Origin of the sequence: Cupriavidus sp. NPDC089707 (assembly GCF_044748965.1) — a bacterium.
Classification (GTDB): Bacteria; Pseudomonadota; Gammaproteobacteria; order Burkholderiales; family Burkholderiaceae; genus Cupriavidus.
On record NZ_JBIVHB010000006.1, the window covers coordinates 255,964 to 275,507 of the forward strand.

A 19,544-nucleotide genomic window follows, 5' to 3' on the forward strand; every position below is an offset into this window, starting at 1 on the left:
AACGAACAACAGTTGAAGAAAAGGCACGACAACCATGGCCACGATCTCCTCCATCGGCATCGGCTCCAACCTGGACCTGAGCTCCCTGCTGGACCAGCTCAAGACGGCTGAACAGGCGCCGCTTACCGCGATCAACAATCAGGCCAAGAGCTACCAGACCAAGCTCTCGGCCTTCAGCCAGCTGCAAAGCGTGCTGTCGGCATACCAGGCCGCGGCCAAGAAGCTGGCCAGCGCCGACACGTTCGGCGCGGTCAAGGCCACCGTCGGCTCCACCGACGTGATGTCGGTGACCACCGCCGCCAACGCGGTTCCGGGCAACTACAGCATCACCGTCAATACGCTGGCCACGGCGCAGTCGCTGGTGAGCAGCAACGTCGCCGACCAGAAGGCCGCGATCGGCGGGGGCGAGATCACCTTCGACTTTGGCGAAGCGCTGGCCACCGGCGGCGCCGCCACCAGCACCAAGAAGGTCACCATCCCGGCCAACGCATCGCTGGAAGGCGTGCGCGACGCCATCAACAAGGCCGGCATCGGCGTGACCGCGAGCATCGTCAACGACGGCAGCGCCTCGCCTTACCGCCTGGTGCTGACTTCCGACAAGTCCGGCACGCAAGCGACGATGCGCGTGTCGTCGGCAGATGCCGCATTGAACAACGTGGTCGCCTTCGACCCGGCGGCCGCGCCTGCCGCCAACAAGATGCAGCAAAAGGTTCCGCCGGCCAATGCCACGCTGAAGATCAACGGCATCGACGTGGTCAGCCAGAGCAACTCGGTGGTGGACGCGGCGCAGGGCGTGACCATGAACCTGAGCAAGACCGGCACCACCTCGCTGGTGGTGACACGCGACAACGATGCGATCAAGGCATCGGTCCAGGCATTCGTCACCGCGTACAACAATATCCAGAGCACGGCAAAGAGCCTGACGGCTTTCGACACCGACGCCGGCACTTCGGCGGCGCTGACCGGCGACGGCACGTTGCGGACGATCCAGTCGCGCCTGCGCGGCATGCTGGGCGGCGCGATGGACAACGGCAACGGTGGCACGATGACGCTGATTGACGTCGGCATCTCGTTCAACAAGGACGGCACGATGGCGCTCGACGACACCAAGCTGACCAAGGCGCTGAATACCGACCTTGGCGGTGTCACGGCGATGTTTTCCAGTACCAGCGGCAGCGGTGGCATCGGCAAGCAGGTCAGCGACTATGTCGAGAGCCTGACCAAGACCGATGGCGCACTGAAGTCGGCCCAGGACGGCATCACCAAGACGCTGAAGGACCTGGAAGACGATTATGACCGCGTCGAGGAGCGCGTCAATGCAACCATTGACCGCTACAAGGCCCAGTTCACGCAACTGGACCTGATCGTCGCGCAGATGAACCGCACCAGCAGCTATCTGACGCAGCAGTTCAACGCGCTCACCAATAGCAGCTCCAAGTAACTTACGGGGATAACGCGCATGTTCGCCCGCCAAGCCGCAAACGCCTACGCCCAGGTCGGTGTTCACACCGGCGCCATGAGCGCAAGCCCGCACAAGCTGATTGCCATGCTGTATGACGGCGCGCGCGCCGCCATCGCGCGCGCCAAATTCCACCTGGAAGGCGGCAACATCGCGGAGCGCGGCAACGCCATCTCCAAAGCCATCGACATCATCGACAATGGCCTGCGCGCTGTACTCGACCATGACGCTGGCGGCGAAATTTCCGCCAATCTCGAGTCGCTCTATGAATACATGGTGCGCCGGCTGATGCTGGCCAACCTGCGCAGCGACGCGGCCTTGCTGGCCGAGGTGGACGCCCTGCTGGAAGGCCTGGCTTCGGCGTGGGCGCAGATCGATGAGCCGCAACCTGCCTTACAGGACAACTGACATGGCACCCTTCTCCCCCATCGTCACCTGCTACGAAGCCATCCTGGCCCTGTCGTCCCGCATGTACGACGCCGCCCAGGCGGCCGACTGGGACGCCGTCACCGAGCTGCAGCGCAGCTACCTGGAACAGGTCGAACACCTGCGGCAGCTCGACCACGAAGCCCCGTTCTCCGATGCCGAGCGCATGCGCCGCTACCAGTTGCTGGACCGCATCCTCACGTACGATGCCCGCATCCGCGACCTGGCCGTGCCTCAGCTGAAAAAGCTCGGCGACATGCTGAGCAGTTCGCGCCGCCAGGTGGAGTTAGCGTCGGCGTACGGTGCAATGGCCTGAGCGGCACGCAGGCAAATACCGCGCGCCGGCACCGGCGCGCCCCCCTCGCCTGACCACACACGCGTACGGCCCCGCGCCGCGCCGACTTTTCCCGCTTCACCCTGACCGCTTCACCCTGACCGCTGCTCCCTGACAAATGACCGGCATCCACCTGCCACCAGGCCTGGCTCCCGGTCAGGCCCCGGACCCGCAATTGCTGCGCCCCGCGCTGGCAATCGACAAGCTGGCCGCGCTGCAGCCCGTATCCGAGGCCACGGAATCGAGTGTCCAGAATTCCACCGGCCAGGCGATCCGCCACAGCCAGCAGGCCGCCGGCGCAAATGGCATGCCGGCGCAGGCCGCACTGCTGCCGGGCACATCCACGCGTGAGTCGCTGAGCAGTGCCGCGCGCGCGATCCTGGCGGTCATGGAGGGCGCCGAGCCGCCACCAGTCAAGCCAGGTACGCCGTTGTTGCCCGCACCGCCGGCAGCCGGTTCGATGCAGGCCGCCGCGGCGGCGCTGGCGAATGCGGTGGGACAAAGCGGGCTGTTCTATGAGTCGCACCTGGCGCAGTGGGTCGGCGGCGCGCGTCCTTTGTCGACCATCCTGCCGGAGCCGCAGGCAGGCGTGCCGCGTCCGGCATCGCAGGCGGCATCGGGCCAACCATCCACTGCGCAGTCGCAGGCTTCCGCCTCGGCCATGTTGACCTACACCGGACCGGCCAGCGGTGACGTGCCTCGCATTGGCACACCGCCGCTGCTGCCGGCCTCGCAAGTCCTGGCCGAAGCCCTGGCCTCGCCACGCAATCCGCGCGTAGCGCACAGCCACGCCCCTTCTGAACAAGGTGTGCGCCAGGGGACTGGCTCCGCTGCCATGTATAGCCGCGATGCGGACACACCACCGCCACGTCCGTCCACCGGCATGCTGGCGACGCAGGCCTACCAGGCCGCCGCGGATGCCGTGCGCCCGGCGGCTGCCGAAACGGTGGCAGCCCATGCGGCACGCACCGGCGATGCCGATAGCCTCGCCAGCGAAGCCGCCCGGCAGGCGGCACCCGCCGGGCCGGCGATTCATCCGTCAACCGAAGGCGTGGTGCGCCAGCAGCTCGAACTGCTCGCCACGCAGCAGTTCCGCTTCGCTGGCGAAGCCTGGCCGGGCGCAGCCATGGCGTGGGACATCCAGCGTACGGATCCCGAGGCGAGCGGCCAAGGCCCCGACGACGCAAGCCGGCCGTGGTCGACCCGGATCCGGCTGCAGCTGCCCAGCCTTGGTACCGTCGAAGCCCTGCTGACGCTGGGCCCATCCGGACTGGAAGCGCGTCTGGCCACTGGCGAGACCGATATCGCGGCGCGCCTGATCGCCGCGCGGCCGCTGTTGCGCAGCCGGCTGGAAGCCCAGGGAATTCCGCTGCAGCGGCTCAATATCCAGACCCAGGACGACCTGGCTGCCGGAGCCGCTTCATGAGCGAAAGCGCAGCAGACCGCGGCGCGGCCATCGCACTCAGCTACCAGCACGACAACCAGGCCCCGCGCGTGGTCGCCAAGGGCTATGGCGTGGTGGCCGAGGCCATCATTGCCCGTGCCAAAGAAGCGGGTGTCTATATCCACGACTCGCCCACGCTGGTCAACCTGCTGATGCAGGTGGACCTGGACAGCCAGATCCCGCCGCAGCTGTACGTGGCGGTGGCCGAACTGCTGGCGTGGATCTATCACCTGGAATCGGGCATGGATGGTCCGGCCGAAATGTGAGCCGGCGTCGGCCATTGGTGCGCGCCAGGTTTGCTCCCCTCTCCCGCCTGCGGGAGAGGAGCCGGGGGAGAGGGCAGGCGCTGGCAGTACTGAGGCGATTGACTTCGTGGATGCTCCTGCCCTCTCCCCCACCCCTCTCCCACTTCGCGGGAGAGGGGAGCGATCACCACCGCTAGCGGCTTGCGTTCACGCTTCGGTTCATAAGCGTCGCTCGAACGTCGCCCAGGGGTTCATTACTTGCAAGCGGCACCGCCGCCTACTCAGATCGGCATACTCATCATTTCCTGATACGCCTGCACCAGCCGGTTCCGCACCTGCACCCCGGTCTGGAACGAGATATTGGCCTTCTGCAGGTCGATCATCACGTCATTGAGCGCGACCCCCGGCTTGCCCAGCTCGAAGGCCTCGGCCTGGCCATACGCGCGCTCCTGCGCCGCGTTGATCTTGCCCAGCGAGCGTTGCAGCTCGCTGGCGAAACCGCCGCCGGCTACCGGCGCCGACTGGGTGGCGCTGTTGCCCGAGGCAACCTGTGACAGGCCACGCAGTTGCTGCAGCATGGCCTCGATGGAAGAAATAGTGGTCATAGCGTCGTCATGGGCCGGGCGGTGGCCGGGTCAGTCGGTGGCGCGTCCCATCCATCACATCCATGCCATCCAGGCAGAAGGGTCGCACCGATTTTCAACGGTTTGCAGAGTACCTGCCGCCACGCACGCGCCATGGCCCGAAATCGGGCGGAAAACCGGGTCTGTTTGCGGGATTGTCCTACTCAAGTCTGGCCGATCATTGCCACCGTGCCGGAGAAGCGCGGGCAATCGCCCAGCGGTTTTCTCCGGCACGCGCCAGACCAACCATCGATCCGGGAGTACGCGTGTTTTCTCTGCAGCGTAATGTGAGCCGCGCCGTCAGCCGCGCCATGGGCCGCGCCGACGACCATGGCCGCCATCACCGTCCGAGCCGTCGCGAGCATCGCGGCGCCGGCGCAGGAGCACGCGCGTGACCGCGGCGGTTGCCATGCCTGGCCGGCCGGCCGAGGTGCTGGAGCGGCTGAAGGCCAACCCCAAGCTGCCGCTGATGCTGGGCGGCGCGGCGCTGGCCGCGGCCATCGCCGTGGGCGTGCTGTGGTCGCGCGCGCCGGACTACAAGGTGCTGTACAGCAACCTGTCCGAGCGCGATGGTGGCGCGGTGCTGCAGTCGCTGCAGCAGATGAACGTGCCGTACAAGTTCGCCGAAGGCGGCGGCGCGGTGATGGTGCCGGCCGAGAAAGTCCATGAGACGCGGCTGCGTCTGGCCTCGCAGGGCCTGCCCAAGAGCGGCACCGCGGGCATGGAGCTGATGGACAACCAGAAGTTCGGCATCAGCCAGTTTGCCGAACAGGTCAATTACCAGCGTGGGCTGGAAGGCGAGCTGGCGCGCTCGATCGAATCGATCGCGGCGGTGCAGTCGGCCCGCGTGCACCTGGCGATTCCCAAGCCGACCCTGTTCGTGCGCGAGCGCCAGAAGCCCACCGCCTCGATCGTGCTGCAGCTCTATCCGGGCCGCGCCATCGACGAAGGCCAGGTCGCGGCGATCAGCCATCTGGTGTCGTCGAGCGTGCCGGAGCTGACGCCCAAGTCGATCTCGATCGTCGACCAGCACGGCAACCTGCTGTCGAACTCCGGCAACGAGCGCATGCTCGACGCCACCCAGCTCAAGTACGTGCAGGCGCTGGAGCAGAACTACCTGAAGCGCATCGAGGCGATCCTGGCGCCGATCGTCGGCAAGGACAATGTGCGTGCGCAGGTGACCGCCGACGTGGACTTCTCCATCGTCGAGCACACCGACGAGAGCTACAAGCCCAACCAGGATCCCACCCGCTCGGCCATCCGCAGCCAGCAGACCAGCGAGTCGAACCAGCAGGGCGCGACGCCGCCGGGCGGCGTGCCCGGTGCGCTGTCCAACCAGCCGCCGGCTGCCGCGGTCGCGCCGGTGACCACGCCGCAGACGCCGCGTGCGGGCCAGGCGCCTGGACAGGCCGGCGCACCCGCGGCCGGACAACAGGGTCAACAGGGCCAACAAGGCCAGGCCGCGCAAGGCGCGCAGGCCAGCACCGCCAACGGCCAGGCCGGCCCCAGCGGCCCGAGCAGCAACCGCCGCGATTCCACCGTCAACTACGAACTCGACCGCACCGTGCGCCACGTGCAGCAGGCGCCTGGCGGCGTGCGCCGGCTGTCGGTGGCGGTGGTGGTGAACTACCGCCAGGTGGCCGATGCCAAGGGCAAGATGGTGGCCCAGCCGCTGCCGCCAGCGCTGCTGGCGCAGATCCAGAACCTGACCCGGGAGGCGATGGGCTTCTCGTCCGATCGAGGCGACTCGATCAACGTGGTCAACAGCCCGTTCACCGTGGACCGCGAGGTCACGCCGGAAGTCCCTCTGTGGAAGCAACCTGAAATGATCGACCTGGGCAAGACCGGCGCGGGCTACCTGCTGCTGGCACTGCTGGCACTGTTCGCGTGGTTCAAGGTGGCGCGCCCGATCCTGCGCCGCTACACCACGCCGCCGCTGCCGGCACCGGAAGCCAAGGAAGAGACCGAGGCCGTGCTGCTGCCGCCGGAAGAGCCGGCCAATCCGGAAGTCCTGCGGCTTGCCGCCAAGTATGAAAGCGACCTCGCGCTGGTGCGCGACGCCGCACAGCGCGACCCGCGCCTGGTCGCCAGCGTGATCAAGAACTGGATTGCCAATGACCACCGCTAAGGCTATCTCCAAGGAAACCTCCGCCAGCGGCCTGCAGAAGAGCGCCATCCTGATGATGGCGATCGGCGAGGATGCCGCGGCCGAGGTGTTCAAGCACCTGTCGCAACGCGAGGTGCAGGAACTGGGCGCCGCCATGGCTACGCTCAGCTCGGTCACGCGCGAGGAAATGGCCGACGTGCTGGGCGAGTTCCGCTCGGAGACCGAGCAGTACCTGGCCCTGAACGTCGATTCCAGCGCCTTTATCCGCAGCGTGCTGAACAAGGCGCTGGGCGAGGAGCGCGCGCAGTCGGTGATCGAGGACATCCTGGAATCGCGCGACCCGGGCAGCGGCATCGACTCGCTCAACTGGATGGACGCGACCTCGATCGCCGAGCTGATCCGCGACGAGCACCCGCAGATCATCGCCACCATCCTGATCCACCTGGACCGCCAGAAGTCGTCGGAAGTGCTGGGCCTGTTCACCGACCGCCTGCGCAACGACGTGATCCTGCGGATCGCCACCTTCGGCGGCGTGCAGCCGGGCGCGCTGCAGGAACTGACCGACGTGCTGACCAAGCTGCTGGCGGGCCAGAGCCTGAAGCGCAGCCGCATGGGCGGCGTGCGCACTGCGGCGGAGATCATCAACCTGATGAGCACCGCGCACGAAGAGGCGGTCATCGACGGCGTGCGCCTGCACGACGGCGACCTGGCGCAGAAGATCATCGACGAGATGTTCCTGTTCGAGAACCTGCTGGAGGTCGACGACCGCGGCATCCAGCGCGTGCTCAAGGAAATCGCCACCGAGTCGCTCATCGTCGCGCTCAAGGGCGCGCCGTCGGAATTGCGCGACAAGTTCATCCGCAACATGTCCACGCGCGCCGGCGAAATGCTGCGCGAGGACCTGGATGCGCTCGGCCCGGTACGCGTGTCGCAGGTCGAGGCCGAGCAGAAGGCCATCCTTCAGGTGGTGAGACGCCTGGCGGATGCGGGCGAAGTCCAGATCGGCGGAGGCGACGATGCCTATGTCTGATGCATTACCCGAGCGCGGCTCGAACACACTCAACGCACTGAGCGCACGCGGCGCGGTGCGCGGCGATCCTCCTGACAGCGCGCACGGCGGCGGCTTCGCGCCGTTCGAGCCGCCGCGCCGGGCGCGCGGTGGCGGCGCCGGCTGGCAGCGCTGGCAGATGGGCTCGCTCGACCCGCGCGATATCGCGCCCGAGGCACCGGCCGACCTCATGCCAGCCGAGCCCGCGCCGCCGCCGATCGATTTCGCGGCGCTGGATGCGATGCGCGAAGGCGCGCGCAAGGAAGGCTATGCGCAGGGCTACACGCAGGGCCAGACCCAGGGTTATGGCGACGGCCACCGTGAAGGCTACTCGCGCGGGCTGGAGGCGGCGCGCAACGAGGCCGCGCAGCTGCAGGCGCTGGCCACGAATTTCCGGGGCGCGCTGGCGGGCGTCGACGATCAGGTTGCGCGCGCGCTCGTGACGCTGGCGCTGGACGTGGCGCGCCAACTGGTGCGCACCACTGTGGCCGAGGATCCCTCGGTGCTGCTGCCCGCCGTGCGCGAGCTGCTGACCAGCGAGCCCGCGCTGCAGGGGGCGCCCAGCGTGCTGCTGCATCCTGACGACGTGGCGCTGGTCGAGACGCACCTGCAAGCCGAACTGGAAGCCGCGGGCTGGACCGTGCGCCCGGATCCGACGGTGGCGCGCGGAGGCTGCATCGCCAGCGCCGCCAGCGGCGAGCGCGACGCCACGCTGGCCACGCGCTGGACGCGCGTGGTCAAGGCGCTGGGCCGCAACGATCCGTGGGAGCCGCCGCATGACTGAGGCCGTCGCTCAAGCCATGGCTCCATCCGCCGCTCATGCCGCGCCGGATGGCGCATCGGGCCAGCATACGCAACGCTGGGTCGGTGCGCTTGAAACTGCATCAGCCGGTATTGCCGGCCTCGACAGCAAGCGCAGCTGCGGCCGCCTGACGCGTGCCGCGGGCCTGGTGCTCGAGGCCGTGGGCCTGCGCCTGCCGGTGGGCAGCGACTGCCTGATCGAACTGCCCGCCGGGCAGTTCAGCGCCGACAGCAACGCACCCCGCACCGCCGAGGCGGAAGTGGTGGGCTTCGGGGCCGACCGCCTCTACCTGATGCCGCAATCCGACGTGGTCGGCCTGCTGCCGGGCGCGCGTGTCTATCCGCTGGAGCCATCGCCGCAGCCGGCCAGCGGCACTTCCATCGCCGCGCCGCGCGAGCCGGGCTCCAAGCGCCTGCCCGTCGGCGCGGGCCTGCTCGGCCGCGTGCTCGACGCCGCGGGCCGTCCGCTCGATGGCCTGGGTCCGCTGACCGCGGCGATGGAGGTGCCGCTGGCCGGCGAGCAGATCAACCCGCTGATGCGCGCCCCCATCGAAACCGTGCTCGATACCGGCGTGCGTGCCATCAACGGCATGCTGACGGTGGGCCGCGGCCAGCGCATGGGCCTGTTCGCGGGCTCGGGCGTGGGCAAGAGCGTGCTGCTGGGCATGATGGCGCGCTACACCAGCGCCGACGTGATCGTGGTCGGCCTGATCGGCGAGCGCGGCCGCGAGGTCAAGGAATTCATCGAAAACATCCTGGGGCCGGAAGGCCGCCGGCGCTCGGTGGTGGTGGCGGCGCCAGCCGATTGCTCGCCGCTGCTGCGCATGCAGGGCGCCGCCTATGCGACCCGGCTGGCCGAGTATTTCCGCGACCAGGGCCAGCACGTGCTGCTGATCATGGATTCCCTGACGCGCTACGCCATGGCGCAGCGCGAGATCGCGCTGGCGATCGGCGAACCGCCCGCAACCAAGGGCTATCCGCCATCGGTGTTCGCCAAGCTGCCGACGCTGGTCGAGCGCACCGGCAACGGCCCCGAGGGCGGCGGCTCGATCACCGCGTTCTACACCGTGCTGACCGAAGGCGACGACCAGCAAGACCCGATCGCCGATTCGGCGCGCGCGATCCTGGACGGCCATATCGTGCTGTCGCGCAGCCTGGCCGAATCGGGGCACTACCCCGCCATCGATGTCGAGGCTTCCATCAGCCGCGCCATGACCGCGCTGATCCCGCATGAGCAGTTCGCCTCGGTGCGCCGCTTCAAGCAGTTGATGTCGCGCTACCAGCGCAACCGCGACCTGATCAGCGTGGGTGCCTACGTGCCGGGCAACGATCCCGAGCTGGATCTCGCGATCCGCCTGCATCCGCGCATGGAAGCCTACCTGCAACAGGACGTCCACCAGCGCGCCGGCTACCACGACGCCATCGCCCAGCTGCACAGCCTCTTCGACAGGAGTGAACATGGCCAAGCCTTCACCGCTTAATACCCTGGCGGACCTCGCCCAGAACGATACCGATGCCGCCGCGCGCGAACTCGGCCGGCTGCAGGGCTTGCGCACGCAGGCGGAGCAGCAGCTGAACCAGCTGACGCAATACCGCCAGGAGTACCGCGCCCGCATGCAGGCCGTGGCGGCGGAGGGCATGACATCGAGCCGCTGGCAGGACTTTTCGCGCTTCCTCGATTCGCTCGACCACGCCATCCGCCAGCAGACCGCGGCGCTGGCCAAGGCCGAAGCCGACCTGCTGGCCGGGCGCGACCGCTGGCAGCACCAGAAGCGCCGCCTGAATTCCTTCGACACGCTGATCGCGCGTGCCGATGCCAGGGAAGAGCAGGTCACCGCGCGGCGCGAGCAGCGCGCCAACGACGAATACGCGGCCCGGCTGGCGCGCACCGCCGCCAGCCGGCTCGGCTAAGCGGGCTCAGTTAAGCGGGCTTAGTTAAGCGGGCTCAGTTAAGCGGGCTTAGTTAAGCGGGCTCAGTTAAGCGGGCTTAGTTAAGCCGGCTCAGTTAAGCCGAGACAGCAACCGGAAATCCGCAGCAGAAAGACATGATCGATATCAGCCAGATTGTCAGCAACACCGCCAATGCCGCCAAGGCGGCAGGCAGTGCAGCCGAAAGCGTCAAGCGAGCCAGCGGCGACACCAGCGGCTTCGGCGACGTACTGACGCGCGCCCGCGAAAGCAGCCCGCAGCAAGTCCCGGCATCCAGGGCCCGCGACACAGACGCTGGGCAGGAAAAGTCTGCGAGCCACAAGCAGGCAGCACCGGAGCCGGCTCGTGCCGACACCGGCAAGCCGCAAGCCGCGCCGGCGGGAAAGACGGACACCGCCGACAAGGCCAAGGAAGACGATGACAGCACCGTTGCCGCCGATGCCGCAGCCGCCGCCGCGGCGCTGGCGTTGCTGCTGCCGGCAACGGCAACGGCATCGTCCGCAGCGGCCGGCGCTGCCACCGCAGCGGTCGGCTCGGCCGCCGACGCAGGCAGCAGCGCTGCCCTGCAAGCCGCGCTGGCCGGCGCCGCGCAGCCGGCGGCTGCCGACACAGCCGACCTTGCCAGCGCCCCGGCACCGGCGCTGCGGGGCGACACCGCATTGCCCGGCACGCTGCAGGTCGTGACCGCCGAAGCCAAGCCCGCCCAGCCTTCCGCCGCCGACACGCTCGCCACCATCGCCTCGCAACGCGCCGCGATGCAGGGCGGCGCGCCGGCCGCCACCGACGCCAGGTCCGCCGCTGCCCTCGCGCAATCCGTGCCGGCTGCCGGCATGCCCGCGCAGCAGGACAACGCCGGCCAGCAGCCCGACGGCGGCGTCGGCCAGCATCGCGCCGATCCGCTTGCCGCCGCCAATGGCACCGGCAATGCCACCGGCGATGGGCGCCCGGCCGCTACCTTGTTCGCCGCCGCGCAAGCGGCGGCGCGCGCCACCGAGGCCACCACCGCATCAGCCAGCGCCGCCGACACGCCAGCCCTGGCCGCCACGCTCGCCGCCCAGCAAACGGCCCAGGCCCCGGCGGCTGCCGCGGCCGCAGCCGCTCGCGCGACGGTCACTCCGGCGCTGTACGACAGCCAGTGGCCGCAGGCCCTCGGCCAGCAGATGATCCGCCTCAGCACCCAGGGCGCGCAGAGCGCCGAGCTGCAATTGAACCCACCTGACCTCGGCCCGCTGAAGGTCGTGCTCAACGTGGTCAACGACCAGGCGCAGGCCCAGTTCGTCTCGCCGCACCAGGCGGTACGCGCCGCGGTGGAAGCGGCGCTGCCGCACCTGCGCACCGCGCTGTCAGAGAACGGCATCCAGCTGGGACAGACTTCCATCGGTGCGGACGGCTTTGCCGGCCAGGCCGGCAATGGACAGCAACAGCAGCAAGCGCCGGGCAACGGGCGGGGGCAAGCGGCCTTCGGCACGGGCACTCTGGCTGGCACCGAGACCTCCGCCCCGGCGGAACCGGTGGTCCGGTCTACACGAGTGCTGGCGCGCGGCGAGATCGATACGTTCGCCTGATCCGGGCAATCCGCACTTCCGCTGACAAAAAGGCCGCCGTTTCAGGCGGCATTTTTGTTGATGGACAAGGGCGGTCGAGGGAGTCAAGCGGCCACCATATTAGGGTTCATCGCCGATTAGCCGGGCGGCCTTGGTGGGGGCGTTTTGGCCGGCCTCGACGCTACATTTTTCCGCTTGCTTTCTCCCCTCGCCCGCTTGCGGGAGAGGGGCCGGGGGAGAGGGCCGGAGCATCAACGAAGTGCAGCACTTCACTTCGTGGACATGCCGGCCCTCTCCCCAACCCTCTCCCGCAAGCGGGAGAGGGAGCGCGCATCAGCACGTTCGTGCCACGGCAGTGCCGAAAGCACAGTTCGTCACCGTTCCCCAAAATCGGCGAAGACCGGGATTTAGCCATTGCTGCTAGAATCAGTAAACATTTTTGCTTACCATTGAAAGGACTGTGCAAGTCTTCAAGCAACTCGGACTGTCGTAGGTCCCGCCACGCAGACCAGCATTCGTCCCAAAAGGAGTGTGGATATGTTGCGGTTTCCTGCCGATGTCGTCGCCGACGGTGATGGCTTCGTCGTGTCTTTCCCCGATATCCCCGAAGCCCTGACCAGTGGCGACTCCATCGAGCACGCGTGCGCCATGGCGGCCGATGCGCTGGCTACCGCGATGGAGTTTTATTTCGAAGACGGCCGGCAGGTTCCGCTGCCGTCCAAACCCAGGCGGAACCAGCACCTTGTCGAGTTGCCGGCCAGTGTGTCGGCCAAGGTCCTGCTGCTCAATGAAATGCTGGCGCAGGGCGTCTCCCAGGCAGAACTGGCGCGACGCCTGCATACCCGCAAGCAGGAGGTCCAACGTATCGTCAACCTCGAGCACGCGACCAAGATCGACACCATCGAAGCCGCGTTTCGGGCCTTGGGTAGGCGGCTGGAACTGACAGTCGCCTGACCAGACCGGCATGCCGGTGCCTGACGCGTCCACTCCAGGCCATGACCTTCGACCTCTTCGACAACCTCGACGACCCCGCCGCGGCCAACCCTGCGCCCGAGCCCCTTGCGGACGGCGCAGTGGTGCTGCGCGGCCTTGCCCGCGCGGACGCCGAGGCCCTGCTCACCGACGTGCAGGCGGTCATTGCCGCCGCCCCGCTGCGCCACATGGTGACGCCCGGCGGCCTGACGATGTCGGTGGCCATGACGAACTGCGGCGATGCGGGCTGGGTCTCGGATGCCCGTGGCTATCGCTATGACCGCACCGATCCGCTGAGCAGCCAGCCATGGCCGGCGATGCCGCCGCGATTGCGCGCGCTGGCGGATGAAGCGGCGGCGCAAGCCGGCTTTGCCGGCTTCGCGCCCGATGCCTGCCTGGTCAACCGCTATGTGCCCGGCACGCGCCTGTCGCTGCACCAGGACCGCGATGAGCGCGACTTCAGCGCGCCGATCGTATCGGTCTCGCTGGGGTTGCCGGCGGTATTCCTGTTCGGCGGCATGCGCCGCGCGGAGCGGCCGCAGCGCGTGCGGCTGGCGCATGGCGACGTGGTGGTGTGGGGCGGCCCGTCGCGCCTGGCCTTTCACGGCGTGGCGCCGCTGGCCGACGGCGACCATCCGCTGCTGGGACGCGCGCGCATCAACCTGACTTTCCGCAAGGCGCTGTAGCGCAAGCCTGGCGCGACGCGTGGTTTTGCACTTTGTGCAGGGTTTTCTACAGTCAAGGGACTGCCGGAAACGCCAACGCGCAAAGGACCCCACCATGCACCTCGAAGGCTCCTGCCATTGCGGCGCCGTCCATTTCTCGCTCGAATCGGACTCGCCGTGCCCGTACATGCACTGCCATTGCTCGATCTGCCGCAAGACCGCGGGCGGCGGCGGCTATGCGATCAATATCGGCGGCGATGCCGCCACGCTGCACGTGCGGGGGCGCAAGCACCTGGGCATCTACCACGCAGTGCTGCGCGAGCCGGGCAAGCGCGCGCGGCGCTCGCCGGCGCAGCGGCATTTCTGCGTGAAGTGCGGCAGCGCGCTGTGGCTATGGGACCCGCGCTGGCCGGAGCTGGTGTATCCGCATGCGTCGGCCATCGACACGCCACTGCCGCGCCCGCCCGAGGTGGTGGAGGCCTCGCTGGAATCCGCCGTGCCCTGGGTCGATGTGCCCAAGGGAAAGGGCCACGTGCACTGTGACACATGGCCGGAGGAGTCGCTGGCCGACTGGCACAAGCGCCATGGCTTGTCCTCGCGCTGACGGCGCGCATCCCCCGAGCGCCTGGCGCGGCGTCGCTGCCGGCAAGTGGCCTCAGGCCGGCAGGAAACCCTCCACCGTCAGGTAGCGTTCGCCGGTGTCGTAGTTGAAGCCCAGCACGCGCGCATTGGCCGGCAGCTCCGGCAGCTTCTGCGCGATCGCTGCCAGCGTCGCGCCGGACGAGATGCCGACCAGGATGCCTTCTTCGCGCGCGCAGCGGCGGGCCAACTCGCGCGCGGGTTCGGCATCGACCTGGATCACGCCGTCGAGCAGCGCGGTGTCGAGATTGCCAGGGATAAAGCCCGCGCCGATGCCCCTGGATCGGGTGCGGTGCCGGCGCGCCGCCGGAGATCACCGGCGAGGCCACCGGCTCGACGCCGAAGACCTTGAGCTGCGGCCACTTGTCCTTCAGCACCCGGGCGCAGCCGGTCAGGTGGCCACCGGTGCCGACGCCGGTGATCAACACGTCCAGCCCTTCGGGGAAGTCGTTCAGGATTTCCGAAATCACGACGATTTAGTGCAAAGCACCTGCCGGCTTCGTCGCGTATGATGGTGCCCGCTGCACATTCCGCTTTCCGCTTTCGCGCTTTTCGGTTTTCGACGCCGCCGCTTCCACGCCCCGCATTGCCCCTGCCTTGCTTTGCCTTACCCCAGCTCCGATGCCTGGCCATTCCCTGCTGTCCTCGCTCCTGATCTTTGGCCTTGGCGGTGTGCTCGGTGCGGTGGGCGGGCTGTTCGGCATCGGCGGCGGGCTGATCGCGATCCCGGCACTGGGCCTGATCTACGGCATGGACCAGCAGCTGGCGCAGGGCACCGCGCTGGTAATGATCGCGCCCAATGTGCTGATCGGCTTCTGGCAATACCGCAAGCGCGCGGATATTGCCCTGCGTACCGCGCTGGTGCTGGGCTTGTCGGCGGTGCTGGCTACCTGGCTGTCGGCACGCGCGGCCACCGCGATGGATGCGCATGTGCTGCGGCGCATCTTCGCGGTCTTCATGATCGGGCTGGCGTTGTACTTCCTGTGGCGGCTGCTGCCGGGGCGCGCGGCCACGGTACAGCAGGCGCGCGTCTCGCCGCGCTGGCTACCGCTGGTCGGCGTGGTCGGCGGCGCCTTTTCCGGCTTCTTCAGCGTGGGCGGCGGCGTGGTCGCGGCGCCGGCGCTGGTGGGGCTGTTCGGGCTGCGCCAGGCCGCGGCGCAGGGGCTGGCGCTTGCCCTGGTGACGCCCGGAGCGGTGGTGGCGCTGGGCACGTATGCCCACGCCGGGCATGTCGACTGGGCCAGCGGCATTCCGCTTTCGCTGGGCGGCATGCTGACGATCTCATGGGGCGTGGCGCTGGCGCACCGGATGCCCGAGCGGCGCCTGCGCGCACTGTTTGCCGTGTGCCTGATCGCCACGGCCATCGTGATGCTGGTGCGCGGCTGAAGGCGCCCCACAACGCGAACGCACCATCCAACCGCACAACGCGGCTATTTGCGGAACACCAAACTGAAGTTGTTCGTCGGCATCGGCACCGGCTCGTCGCAGCGCAATCCCTGCGCGGCGGCCAGCGCAACCACGTCTTCCATGTCGCGCACGCCCCAATCAGCGTCCGTGGCGCGCAGCTGTGCGTCAAAGGCGGCATTGCTCGGCGCGGTATGCGCGCCGCCGCGGCGATAGGGACCATACAGGTAGAGCACGCCGCCGGGACCCAGCAGCTTTCCGGCGCCTGCGAACAGCGCCTCGGCCGCGGCCCACGGCGAAATATGGAGCATGTTGATGCAGACCATCGCATCGGCGGCATCGATGTCCCAGGGCTGGCGGCACACGTCAAGGTCCAGCGGCGCGCGCACATTGGTCAAGCCCGCATGCGCGGTCCACGCGGCGATCGATTCGCGCGCGGCACGGTCGGGATCGCTCGGCTGCCAGGTCAGCCCTGGAAACGCCGCGGCAAAGTGCGCCGCGTGCTGGCCAGTACCACTGGCGATTTCCAGGACCGTGCCGCTGGCGGGCAGCACATTGCGCAGCACCGCGAGGATGGGCTCGCGATTGCGCTCGGTGGCGGGCGCCATGCGGCGTGCGTCGGGGTCATGGGTCTGGTCGGTCATGGCGACGGCCTCGTTTGCCGGGTGGACGGCTAGCGTAGCAGAGTCTGCCCGGGCCCGGGATGCACTGGCGGCGGCAAAGCGCCGCCGCCTTCATGCCACAGCGGCCGCTTGCCGTCAGGCCTTCGCCAGCTTCACGCCGGTCGGATCCCCGGTCAGGTACCCCACCGCCGCGCCGAAGCGGTCCTTATAATTGGCCCGCACCAGCGGATCCAGCGTCGGCTTGACCTTGTCATGCAGCGGCGGATCCCAGTCACCCACGAGCCGGAAGTTGCTCATCACGTAGGTCCAGCCGTTGATCTCGTCCACCGCATGCAACCCGGTCGATTCGGCGCCGGCCGGGCACGACAGCACGCGACTGAGCACCTTGGTGTCGACGTTGTAAGCCCACAGGAAGTTGTTGACGTGGGTGTTGCTGTCCTCGCCGACGAACAGCGTGCGCAACTTTTCCGAGAACTTGAGGTGGTCGGGCGTGGCAACCTTGTCCGCGCGGTCGGGCGGCATTGCGCCCGACCGCCGCAGATCGTAGGGTGTGTGACAATAAGTTGACGATGCGACACTTCACGCGGTGACGCGGCCGGAGGTGGCTGATACGCTGCGGTACACTTCCCGCTTCTGTCCGCGACCGCATCGCGCAGCTTTTTCCAGCTTTTTCCGTCCTTCCCGCTTGCCGACCTACACGCTAGCCCACCCCGTCCAGGCCGAAATCGAAATCCGCAAGAGCCGTTTCCTGGCCCTGGCCTTGCCGGTGGCCGACCGCGACGCGGCCATGGCCGCGCTGCAGGCGCTGCGCGCGGAACATCCCACCGCGACCCATGTGTGCTGGGCGCTGCTCGCCGGCGGCGCGTCGGGCATGTCCGACGACGGCGAACCTTCCGGCACGGCCGGCCGCCCGATCCTGGAAGTGCTGCGCCATCACGACCTCGACGGCGTGCTGGCCGCGGTGGTGCGCTACTACGGCGGCGTCAAGCTGGGCGCCGGCGGGTTGGTGCGCGCTTACACCGATGCAATCGCCGCCGCGCTGAAGTCGGCCGAGCGGATCGAGCGCATCGCCTACGCCACGCTGACGATATCGATCGACTATGCCGACGAGCCGCGCGTGCGCCGCTGGATCGAGCAGGCCGCCCAGCAAGGCTGCACGCTGGCCGATACCGCCTATGGCGCGCTGGCAACGCTGGTGCTGCGCCTTCCTGCCACGCAAGTGGACGCGACACGCGATGCCTTGCGCGACACCACCCATGGGCGCGCGCAATTTCCGCAGGCACAGGATGAATTCCATGGATGAACGCGAAGCGTCCATCGCTGAAATCGGCAGCGAATTCACTGCGCAGGTGCTGCCGGGTGGCCAGACGTTTGCCGCCCCGGCTGAACTGAGCTTGCTGGAAGCCGCTTTGCTGGACGGCGTGCCGCTGCGCAACTCCTGCCGCAATGGCACCTGCCGCGCCTGTGCCAGCCGGCTGCATGCCGGAGCGATCCGCTACCGGATCGAATGGCCCGGGCTGAGCCTGGATGAGAAAGAGGAAGGGCTGATCCTGCCCTGCGTGGCTTGTGCGGTAAGTGATGTGGTGATTGAGCCGGTGTCGCTGGGGTGACGCGCCCCGACGCTCCTCACCCCCCGACCGCCAGAAAAAACCGCAACGCCAGCTTCAGCCCATCCGGCCCCGCCGGATCCGAGAACGCATGCCCGCCTGCACCGCCACTCCACGCGTGGCCAAGCCCTTCGACCCGCACCAGCCGCAGGTAGGGCGCCTTGCCCTCGGCCCAGTCGAACACATCGACCGCGCGCCGCATGCCGCGCTGAATGCGCCGCGCCGGCACCACAGCGAGCGGATGCGCGCCTTCGGGCTGCAGGTGCATCCACAGCGCTGCCGCCGCGGTGGCATTGCTGAAATCGACCATGGCGTCGGCATCGCCATGCAGCAGCAACAGCGGCGGCGGACGCCGGCCGGCAAGGCCCAGTCGCAGCGCGTGGACGGCCTTGGCATCGGGCCCGCGCTGGCCGCGCATCGCGCGTGTTGCCTGGGCCGCGTTGGTGGCGCTCCACGGCACTGCACCGGAATGCGAGCCGACCGCGGCGAAGCGCGCGGGATAGCGCAGGCCGAGCGTCAATGCCATCGCCCCGCCCGCTGACAAGCCGAGCACACTGACGCGGTTCGCCGCCACCGGATGCATGCGGCATGCCTGCTCGATCAGCGCCATCAGCAGACCCGTTTCCACTGCGCCCTGCCCGGCGGGTTTGAACCAGTTCCAGCAGCGCTGCCCGTTCGCCTGCGAGCTCTGTTCCGGCAGCAGCACCACCCAGCCCGCTTCGCGCGCCACGGCGGCAGCACGCGTCACCGCGGCAAACGCGGCGGTGTCCTGCCCGCAGCCATGCAGCAACACCAGCATCGGTGCGCGGCGCCTGCCATTGGCGCCCGCCGGCACAAAGATGCGATAGCGCCGCGGCGCGAGCGGCCCGGCGCCCCAGCTGCCCTCCTCCCAGCGCCCGCTGCCGCGGCTGCGCGGCGGCTCGGCCGGCGATACCACGCCGGACAGCGCGCGCTGCGTGGCCGCGGTGACTGCAGCAGATTGCTTCACCGCGTTGCGCACGATAGCCTCGGTCATCGGCTTGGTGATGCTGCGGTTGACCGCGCGCTGCATGCGGCGGGCATTGCGCGTGGCGGCCTTGTTCAGCGTGGACCAGAGCTTTGCACCGGAAGAGCGAGGCATGCGGCGTCCTGTCGGCGTGGGTAACCCGTGCATCATATGCCGTCGCGTGCATGGCATGGCGCACTGCATCGGCATTGCATGCAACGTGATCGCGATCACTGCCTACAATGCAAGGGTCGTGTCGCGCCGAGGCACGAACAGGAGGCGAGCATGATCGATGCAACGAGCCAGTTCAGGCCTTTGGATCCGGGCCGCATTAACCTGATGGATCCGCTTGAAGTGCAGTACTGGTGCCGCGAGCTTCACTGCAGCGAGCAGGACCTCGAAGCAGCCGTCGATGCCGCCGGCGACCATATCGCGGCGGTGCGGGACCAGCTGGAGTCAAACCCGCCGGGCACCCCGCCACACTGAAGCCCCAGGCACGGCCGGATCATGCCGGACGTGCCTGTCATGACCCCGATTGCCGGTCCAGGGCCGCGTCGTCGGTCTACTGGCGCAGGCACCGGTCGCGCGTCCCGAACCCCTCGAACAGTCCCAGTATTGGCCAATGCGCCAGCGCCAGCCGCATACCCGGAATAAGCGCAGTGCAGACCGGAATTCAGTAATGCTGTGTT

At 68.5% G+C, this 19,544-nt stretch carries 21 protein-coding genes and 2 pseudogenes; 18 read left to right on the plus strand and 5 right to left on the minus strand.

What is annotated here, in order from left to right; all coding sequences use genetic code 11:
* Positions 1 to 34 precede the first annotated feature (34 nt).
* The 5 genes from fliD to ACIP1U_RS12995 all read left to right on the plus strand — a co-directional run bounded on the left by fliD (position 35) and on the right by ACIP1U_RS12995 (position 3,929).
* Entirely contained in the window at positions 35 to 1,441 is a 1,407-nt protein-coding gene (gene fliD / locus ACIP1U_RS12975) for a flagellar filament capping protein FliD (protein ID WP_400315272.1), read from the plus strand.
* Between the two features lie 18 nt (positions 1,442 to 1,459).
* Positions 1,460 to 1,867, plus strand: a complete 408-nt coding sequence (fliS, locus tag ACIP1U_RS12980; protein ID WP_400315275.1) for a flagellar export chaperone FliS — start codon at positions 1,460 to 1,462, stop codon at positions 1,865 to 1,867.
* Between the two features lies 1 nt (position 1,868).
* The gene (locus ACIP1U_RS12985; RefSeq protein WP_400315278.1) at positions 1,869 to 2,201 is read left to right on the plus strand and encodes a flagellar protein FliT; all 333 of its coding nucleotides are present in this window, start codon (positions 1,869 to 1,871) and stop codon (positions 2,199 to 2,201) included.
* A 136-nt stretch (positions 2,202 to 2,337) separates the two neighbouring features.
* Positions 2,338 to 3,645 carry a flagellar hook-length control protein FliK gene (locus tag ACIP1U_RS12990; protein ID WP_400315280.1) on the plus strand — a complete coding sequence of 436 codons (1,308 nt, stop codon included), beginning with the start codon at positions 2,338 to 2,340 and terminating at the stop codon, positions 3,643 to 3,645.
* Entirely contained in the window at positions 3,642 to 3,929 is a 288-nt protein-coding gene (locus ACIP1U_RS12995) for an EscU/YscU/HrcU family type III secretion system export apparatus switch protein (protein ID WP_400315283.1), read from the plus strand. Before ACIP1U_RS12990 ends, ACIP1U_RS12995 begins: the two co-directional genes overlap by 4 nt.
* A gap of 260 nt (positions 3,930 to 4,189) precedes the next feature.
* Here ACIP1U_RS12995 and fliE read toward each other — a convergent pair whose 3' ends face one another.
* A complete protein-coding gene (gene fliE, locus ACIP1U_RS13000; protein ID WP_400315286.1) occupies positions 4,190 to 4,513 on the minus strand; it encodes a flagellar hook-basal body complex protein FliE in 324 nt (107 codons plus the stop codon).
* 409 nt (positions 4,514 to 4,922) lie between these two features.
* Between fliE and fliF the strand changes: the two genes are divergently transcribed.
* The 9 genes from fliF to ACIP1U_RS13045 all read left to right on the plus strand — a co-directional run bounded on the left by fliF (position 4,923) and on the right by ACIP1U_RS13045 (position 14,201).
* Positions 4,923 to 6,659: a flagellar basal-body MS-ring/collar protein FliF gene (gene fliF / locus ACIP1U_RS13005; RefSeq protein ID WP_400315288.1), complete on the plus strand. Its 1,737-nt coding sequence runs from the start codon at positions 4,923 to 4,925 to the stop codon at positions 6,657 to 6,659.
* Positions 6,646 to 7,668 carry a flagellar motor switch protein FliG gene (fliG, locus tag ACIP1U_RS13010; protein ID WP_400315290.1) on the plus strand — a complete coding sequence of 341 codons (1,023 nt, stop codon included), beginning with the start codon at positions 6,646 to 6,648 and terminating at the stop codon, positions 7,666 to 7,668. Before fliF ends, fliG begins: the two co-directional genes overlap by 14 nt.
* Positions 7,655 to 8,470, plus strand: a complete 816-nt coding sequence (fliH, locus tag ACIP1U_RS13015) for a flagellar assembly protein FliH (RefSeq protein ID WP_400315293.1) — start codon at positions 7,655 to 7,657, stop codon at positions 8,468 to 8,470. Before fliG ends, fliH begins: the two co-directional genes overlap by 14 nt.
* A gap of 16 nt (positions 8,471 to 8,486) precedes the next feature.
* Entirely contained in the window at positions 8,487 to 9,968 is a 1,482-nt protein-coding gene (fliI, locus tag ACIP1U_RS13020; RefSeq protein WP_400315453.1) for a flagellar protein export ATPase FliI, read from the plus strand.
* Positions 9,946 to 10,398 (plus strand): flagellar export protein FliJ, encoded by a 453-nt coding sequence (gene fliJ, locus ACIP1U_RS13025; RefSeq protein WP_400315295.1) that lies wholly within the window; start codon positions 9,946 to 9,948, stop codon positions 10,396 to 10,398. The genes fliI and fliJ overlap by 23 nt, the downstream gene beginning before the upstream one ends.
* 134 nt (positions 10,399 to 10,532) lie before the next feature.
* On the plus strand, positions 10,533 to 11,981 hold the full coding sequence (locus tag ACIP1U_RS13030; RefSeq protein WP_400315298.1) for a flagellar hook-length control protein FliK: 1,449 nt from the start codon (positions 10,533 to 10,535) through the stop codon (positions 11,979 to 11,981).
* Between the two features lie 516 nt (positions 11,982 to 12,497).
* Entirely contained in the window at positions 12,498 to 12,914 is a 417-nt protein-coding gene (locus tag ACIP1U_RS13035) for a type II toxin-antitoxin system HicB family antitoxin (RefSeq protein WP_400315300.1), read from the plus strand.
* A gap of 41 nt (positions 12,915 to 12,955) precedes the next feature.
* Positions 12,956 to 13,618, plus strand: a complete 663-nt coding sequence (alkB, locus tag ACIP1U_RS13040; RefSeq protein ID WP_400315302.1) for a DNA oxidative demethylase AlkB — start codon at positions 12,956 to 12,958, stop codon at positions 13,616 to 13,618.
* Positions 13,619 to 13,712: 94 nt separating this feature from the next.
* Entirely contained in the window at positions 13,713 to 14,201 is a 489-nt protein-coding gene (locus ACIP1U_RS13045; RefSeq protein WP_400315304.1) for a GFA family protein, read from the plus strand.
* A 51-nt stretch (positions 14,202 to 14,252) separates the two neighbouring features.
* Here the strand turns inward: ACIP1U_RS13045 and ACIP1U_RS13050 are convergent.
* Positions 14,253 to 14,697, minus strand: a pseudogene (locus tag ACIP1U_RS13050) (PLP-dependent cysteine synthase family protein); the annotation flags it as partial.
* 160 nt (positions 14,698 to 14,857) lie between these two features.
* Between ACIP1U_RS13050 and ACIP1U_RS13055 the strand changes: the two are divergent.
* On the plus strand, positions 14,858 to 15,622 hold the full coding sequence (locus ACIP1U_RS13055) for a sulfite exporter TauE/SafE family protein (RefSeq protein WP_400315306.1): 765 nt from the start codon (positions 14,858 to 14,860) through the stop codon (positions 15,620 to 15,622).
* Positions 15,623 to 15,666: 44 nt separating this feature from the next.
* Here ACIP1U_RS13055 and ACIP1U_RS13060 read toward each other — a convergent pair whose 3' ends face one another.
* On the minus strand, positions 15,667 to 16,284 hold the full coding sequence (locus ACIP1U_RS13060) for a DUF938 domain-containing protein (protein ID WP_400315308.1): 618 nt from the start codon (positions 16,282 to 16,284) through the stop codon (positions 15,667 to 15,669).
* 114 nt (positions 16,285 to 16,398) lie between these two features.
* Positions 16,399 to 16,767 (minus strand): annotated as a pseudogene (locus ACIP1U_RS13065) (alkaline phosphatase); the annotation flags it as partial.
* A gap of 181 nt (positions 16,768 to 16,948) precedes the next feature.
* Here ACIP1U_RS13065 and ACIP1U_RS13070 point away from each other — a divergent pair.
* Positions 16,949 to 17,566, plus strand: a complete 618-nt coding sequence (locus ACIP1U_RS13070) for an IMPACT family protein (protein ID WP_400315310.1) — start codon at positions 16,949 to 16,951, stop codon at positions 17,564 to 17,566.
* On the plus strand, positions 17,559 to 17,873 hold the full coding sequence (locus tag ACIP1U_RS13075; RefSeq protein WP_400315313.1) for a 2Fe-2S iron-sulfur cluster-binding protein: 315 nt from the start codon (positions 17,559 to 17,561) through the stop codon (positions 17,871 to 17,873). The genes ACIP1U_RS13070 and ACIP1U_RS13075 overlap by 8 nt, the downstream gene beginning before the upstream one ends.
* A 16-nt stretch (positions 17,874 to 17,889) precedes the next feature.
* Here the strand turns inward: ACIP1U_RS13075 and ACIP1U_RS13080 are convergent, their stop codons facing one another.
* Complete coding sequence (locus ACIP1U_RS13080; protein ID WP_400315315.1) at positions 17,890 to 18,990, minus strand: alpha/beta hydrolase family esterase; 1,101 nt, start codon at positions 18,988 to 18,990, stop codon at positions 17,890 to 17,892.
* 150 nt (positions 18,991 to 19,140) lie between these two features.
* Between ACIP1U_RS13080 and ACIP1U_RS13085 the strand changes: the two genes are divergently transcribed.
* Positions 19,141 to 19,341 carry a DUF3606 domain-containing protein gene (locus ACIP1U_RS13085; RefSeq protein WP_400315317.1) on the plus strand — a complete coding sequence of 67 codons (201 nt, stop codon included), beginning with the start codon at positions 19,141 to 19,143 and terminating at the stop codon, positions 19,339 to 19,341.
* Positions 19,342 to 19,544: the final 203 nt, after the last annotated feature.

What these genes read in the sequence shown, in the direction of transcription:
- fliD (WP_400315272.1), top strand. Translation starts at nt 35, where the DNA reads ATGGCCACGATCTCCTCCATCGGCATCGGCTCCAACCTGGACCTGAGC.
- fliS (WP_400315275.1), top strand. Translation starts at nt 1,460, where the DNA reads ATGTTCGCCCGCCAAGCCGCAAACGCCTACGCCCAGGTCGGTGTTCAC.
- ACIP1U_RS12985 (WP_400315278.1), top strand. Translation starts at nt 1,869, where the DNA reads ATGGCACCCTTCTCCCCCATCGTCACCTGCTACGAAGCCATCCTGGCC.
- ACIP1U_RS12990 (WP_400315280.1), top strand. Translation starts at nt 2,338, where the DNA reads ATGACCGGCATCCACCTGCCACCAGGCCTGGCTCCCGGTCAGGCCCCG.
- ACIP1U_RS12995 (WP_400315283.1), top strand. Translation starts at nt 3,642, where the DNA reads ATGAGCGAAAGCGCAGCAGACCGCGGCGCGGCCATCGCACTCAGCTAC.
- fliE (WP_400315286.1), bottom strand. Translation starts at nt 4,513, where the DNA reads ATGACCACTATTTCTTCCATCGAGGCCATGCTGCAGCAACTGCGTGGC.
- fliG (WP_400315290.1), top strand. Translation starts at nt 6,646, where the DNA reads ATGACCACCGCTAAGGCTATCTCCAAGGAAACCTCCGCCAGCGGCCTG.
- fliH (WP_400315293.1), top strand. Translation starts at nt 7,655, where the DNA reads ATGCCTATGTCTGATGCATTACCCGAGCGCGGCTCGAACACACTCAAC.
- fliI (WP_400315453.1), top strand. Translation starts at nt 8,487, where the DNA reads ATGGCTCCATCCGCCGCTCATGCCGCGCCGGATGGCGCATCGGGCCAG.
- fliJ (WP_400315295.1), top strand. Translation starts at nt 9,946, where the DNA reads ATGGCCAAGCCTTCACCGCTTAATACCCTGGCGGACCTCGCCCAGAAC.
- ACIP1U_RS13030 (WP_400315298.1), top strand. Translation starts at nt 10,533, where the DNA reads ATGATCGATATCAGCCAGATTGTCAGCAACACCGCCAATGCCGCCAAG.
- ACIP1U_RS13035 (WP_400315300.1), top strand. Translation starts at nt 12,498, where the DNA reads ATGTTGCGGTTTCCTGCCGATGTCGTCGCCGACGGTGATGGCTTCGTC.
- alkB (WP_400315302.1), top strand. Translation starts at nt 12,956, where the DNA reads ATGACCTTCGACCTCTTCGACAACCTCGACGACCCCGCCGCGGCCAAC.
- ACIP1U_RS13045 (WP_400315304.1), top strand. Translation starts at nt 13,713, where the DNA reads ATGCACCTCGAAGGCTCCTGCCATTGCGGCGCCGTCCATTTCTCGCTC.
- ACIP1U_RS13055 (WP_400315306.1), top strand. Translation starts at nt 14,858, where the DNA reads ATGCCTGGCCATTCCCTGCTGTCCTCGCTCCTGATCTTTGGCCTTGGC.
- ACIP1U_RS13060 (WP_400315308.1), bottom strand. Translation starts at nt 16,284, where the DNA reads ATGACCGACCAGACCCATGACCCCGACGCACGCCGCATGGCGCCCGCC.
- ACIP1U_RS13075 (WP_400315313.1), top strand. Translation starts at nt 17,559, where the DNA reads ATGGATGAACGCGAAGCGTCCATCGCTGAAATCGGCAGCGAATTCACT.
- ACIP1U_RS13080 (WP_400315315.1), bottom strand. Translation starts at nt 18,990, where the DNA reads ATGCCTCGCTCTTCCGGTGCAAAGCTCTGGTCCACGCTGAACAAGGCC.
- ACIP1U_RS13085 (WP_400315317.1), top strand. Translation starts at nt 19,141, where the DNA reads ATGATCGATGCAACGAGCCAGTTCAGGCCTTTGGATCCGGGCCGCATT.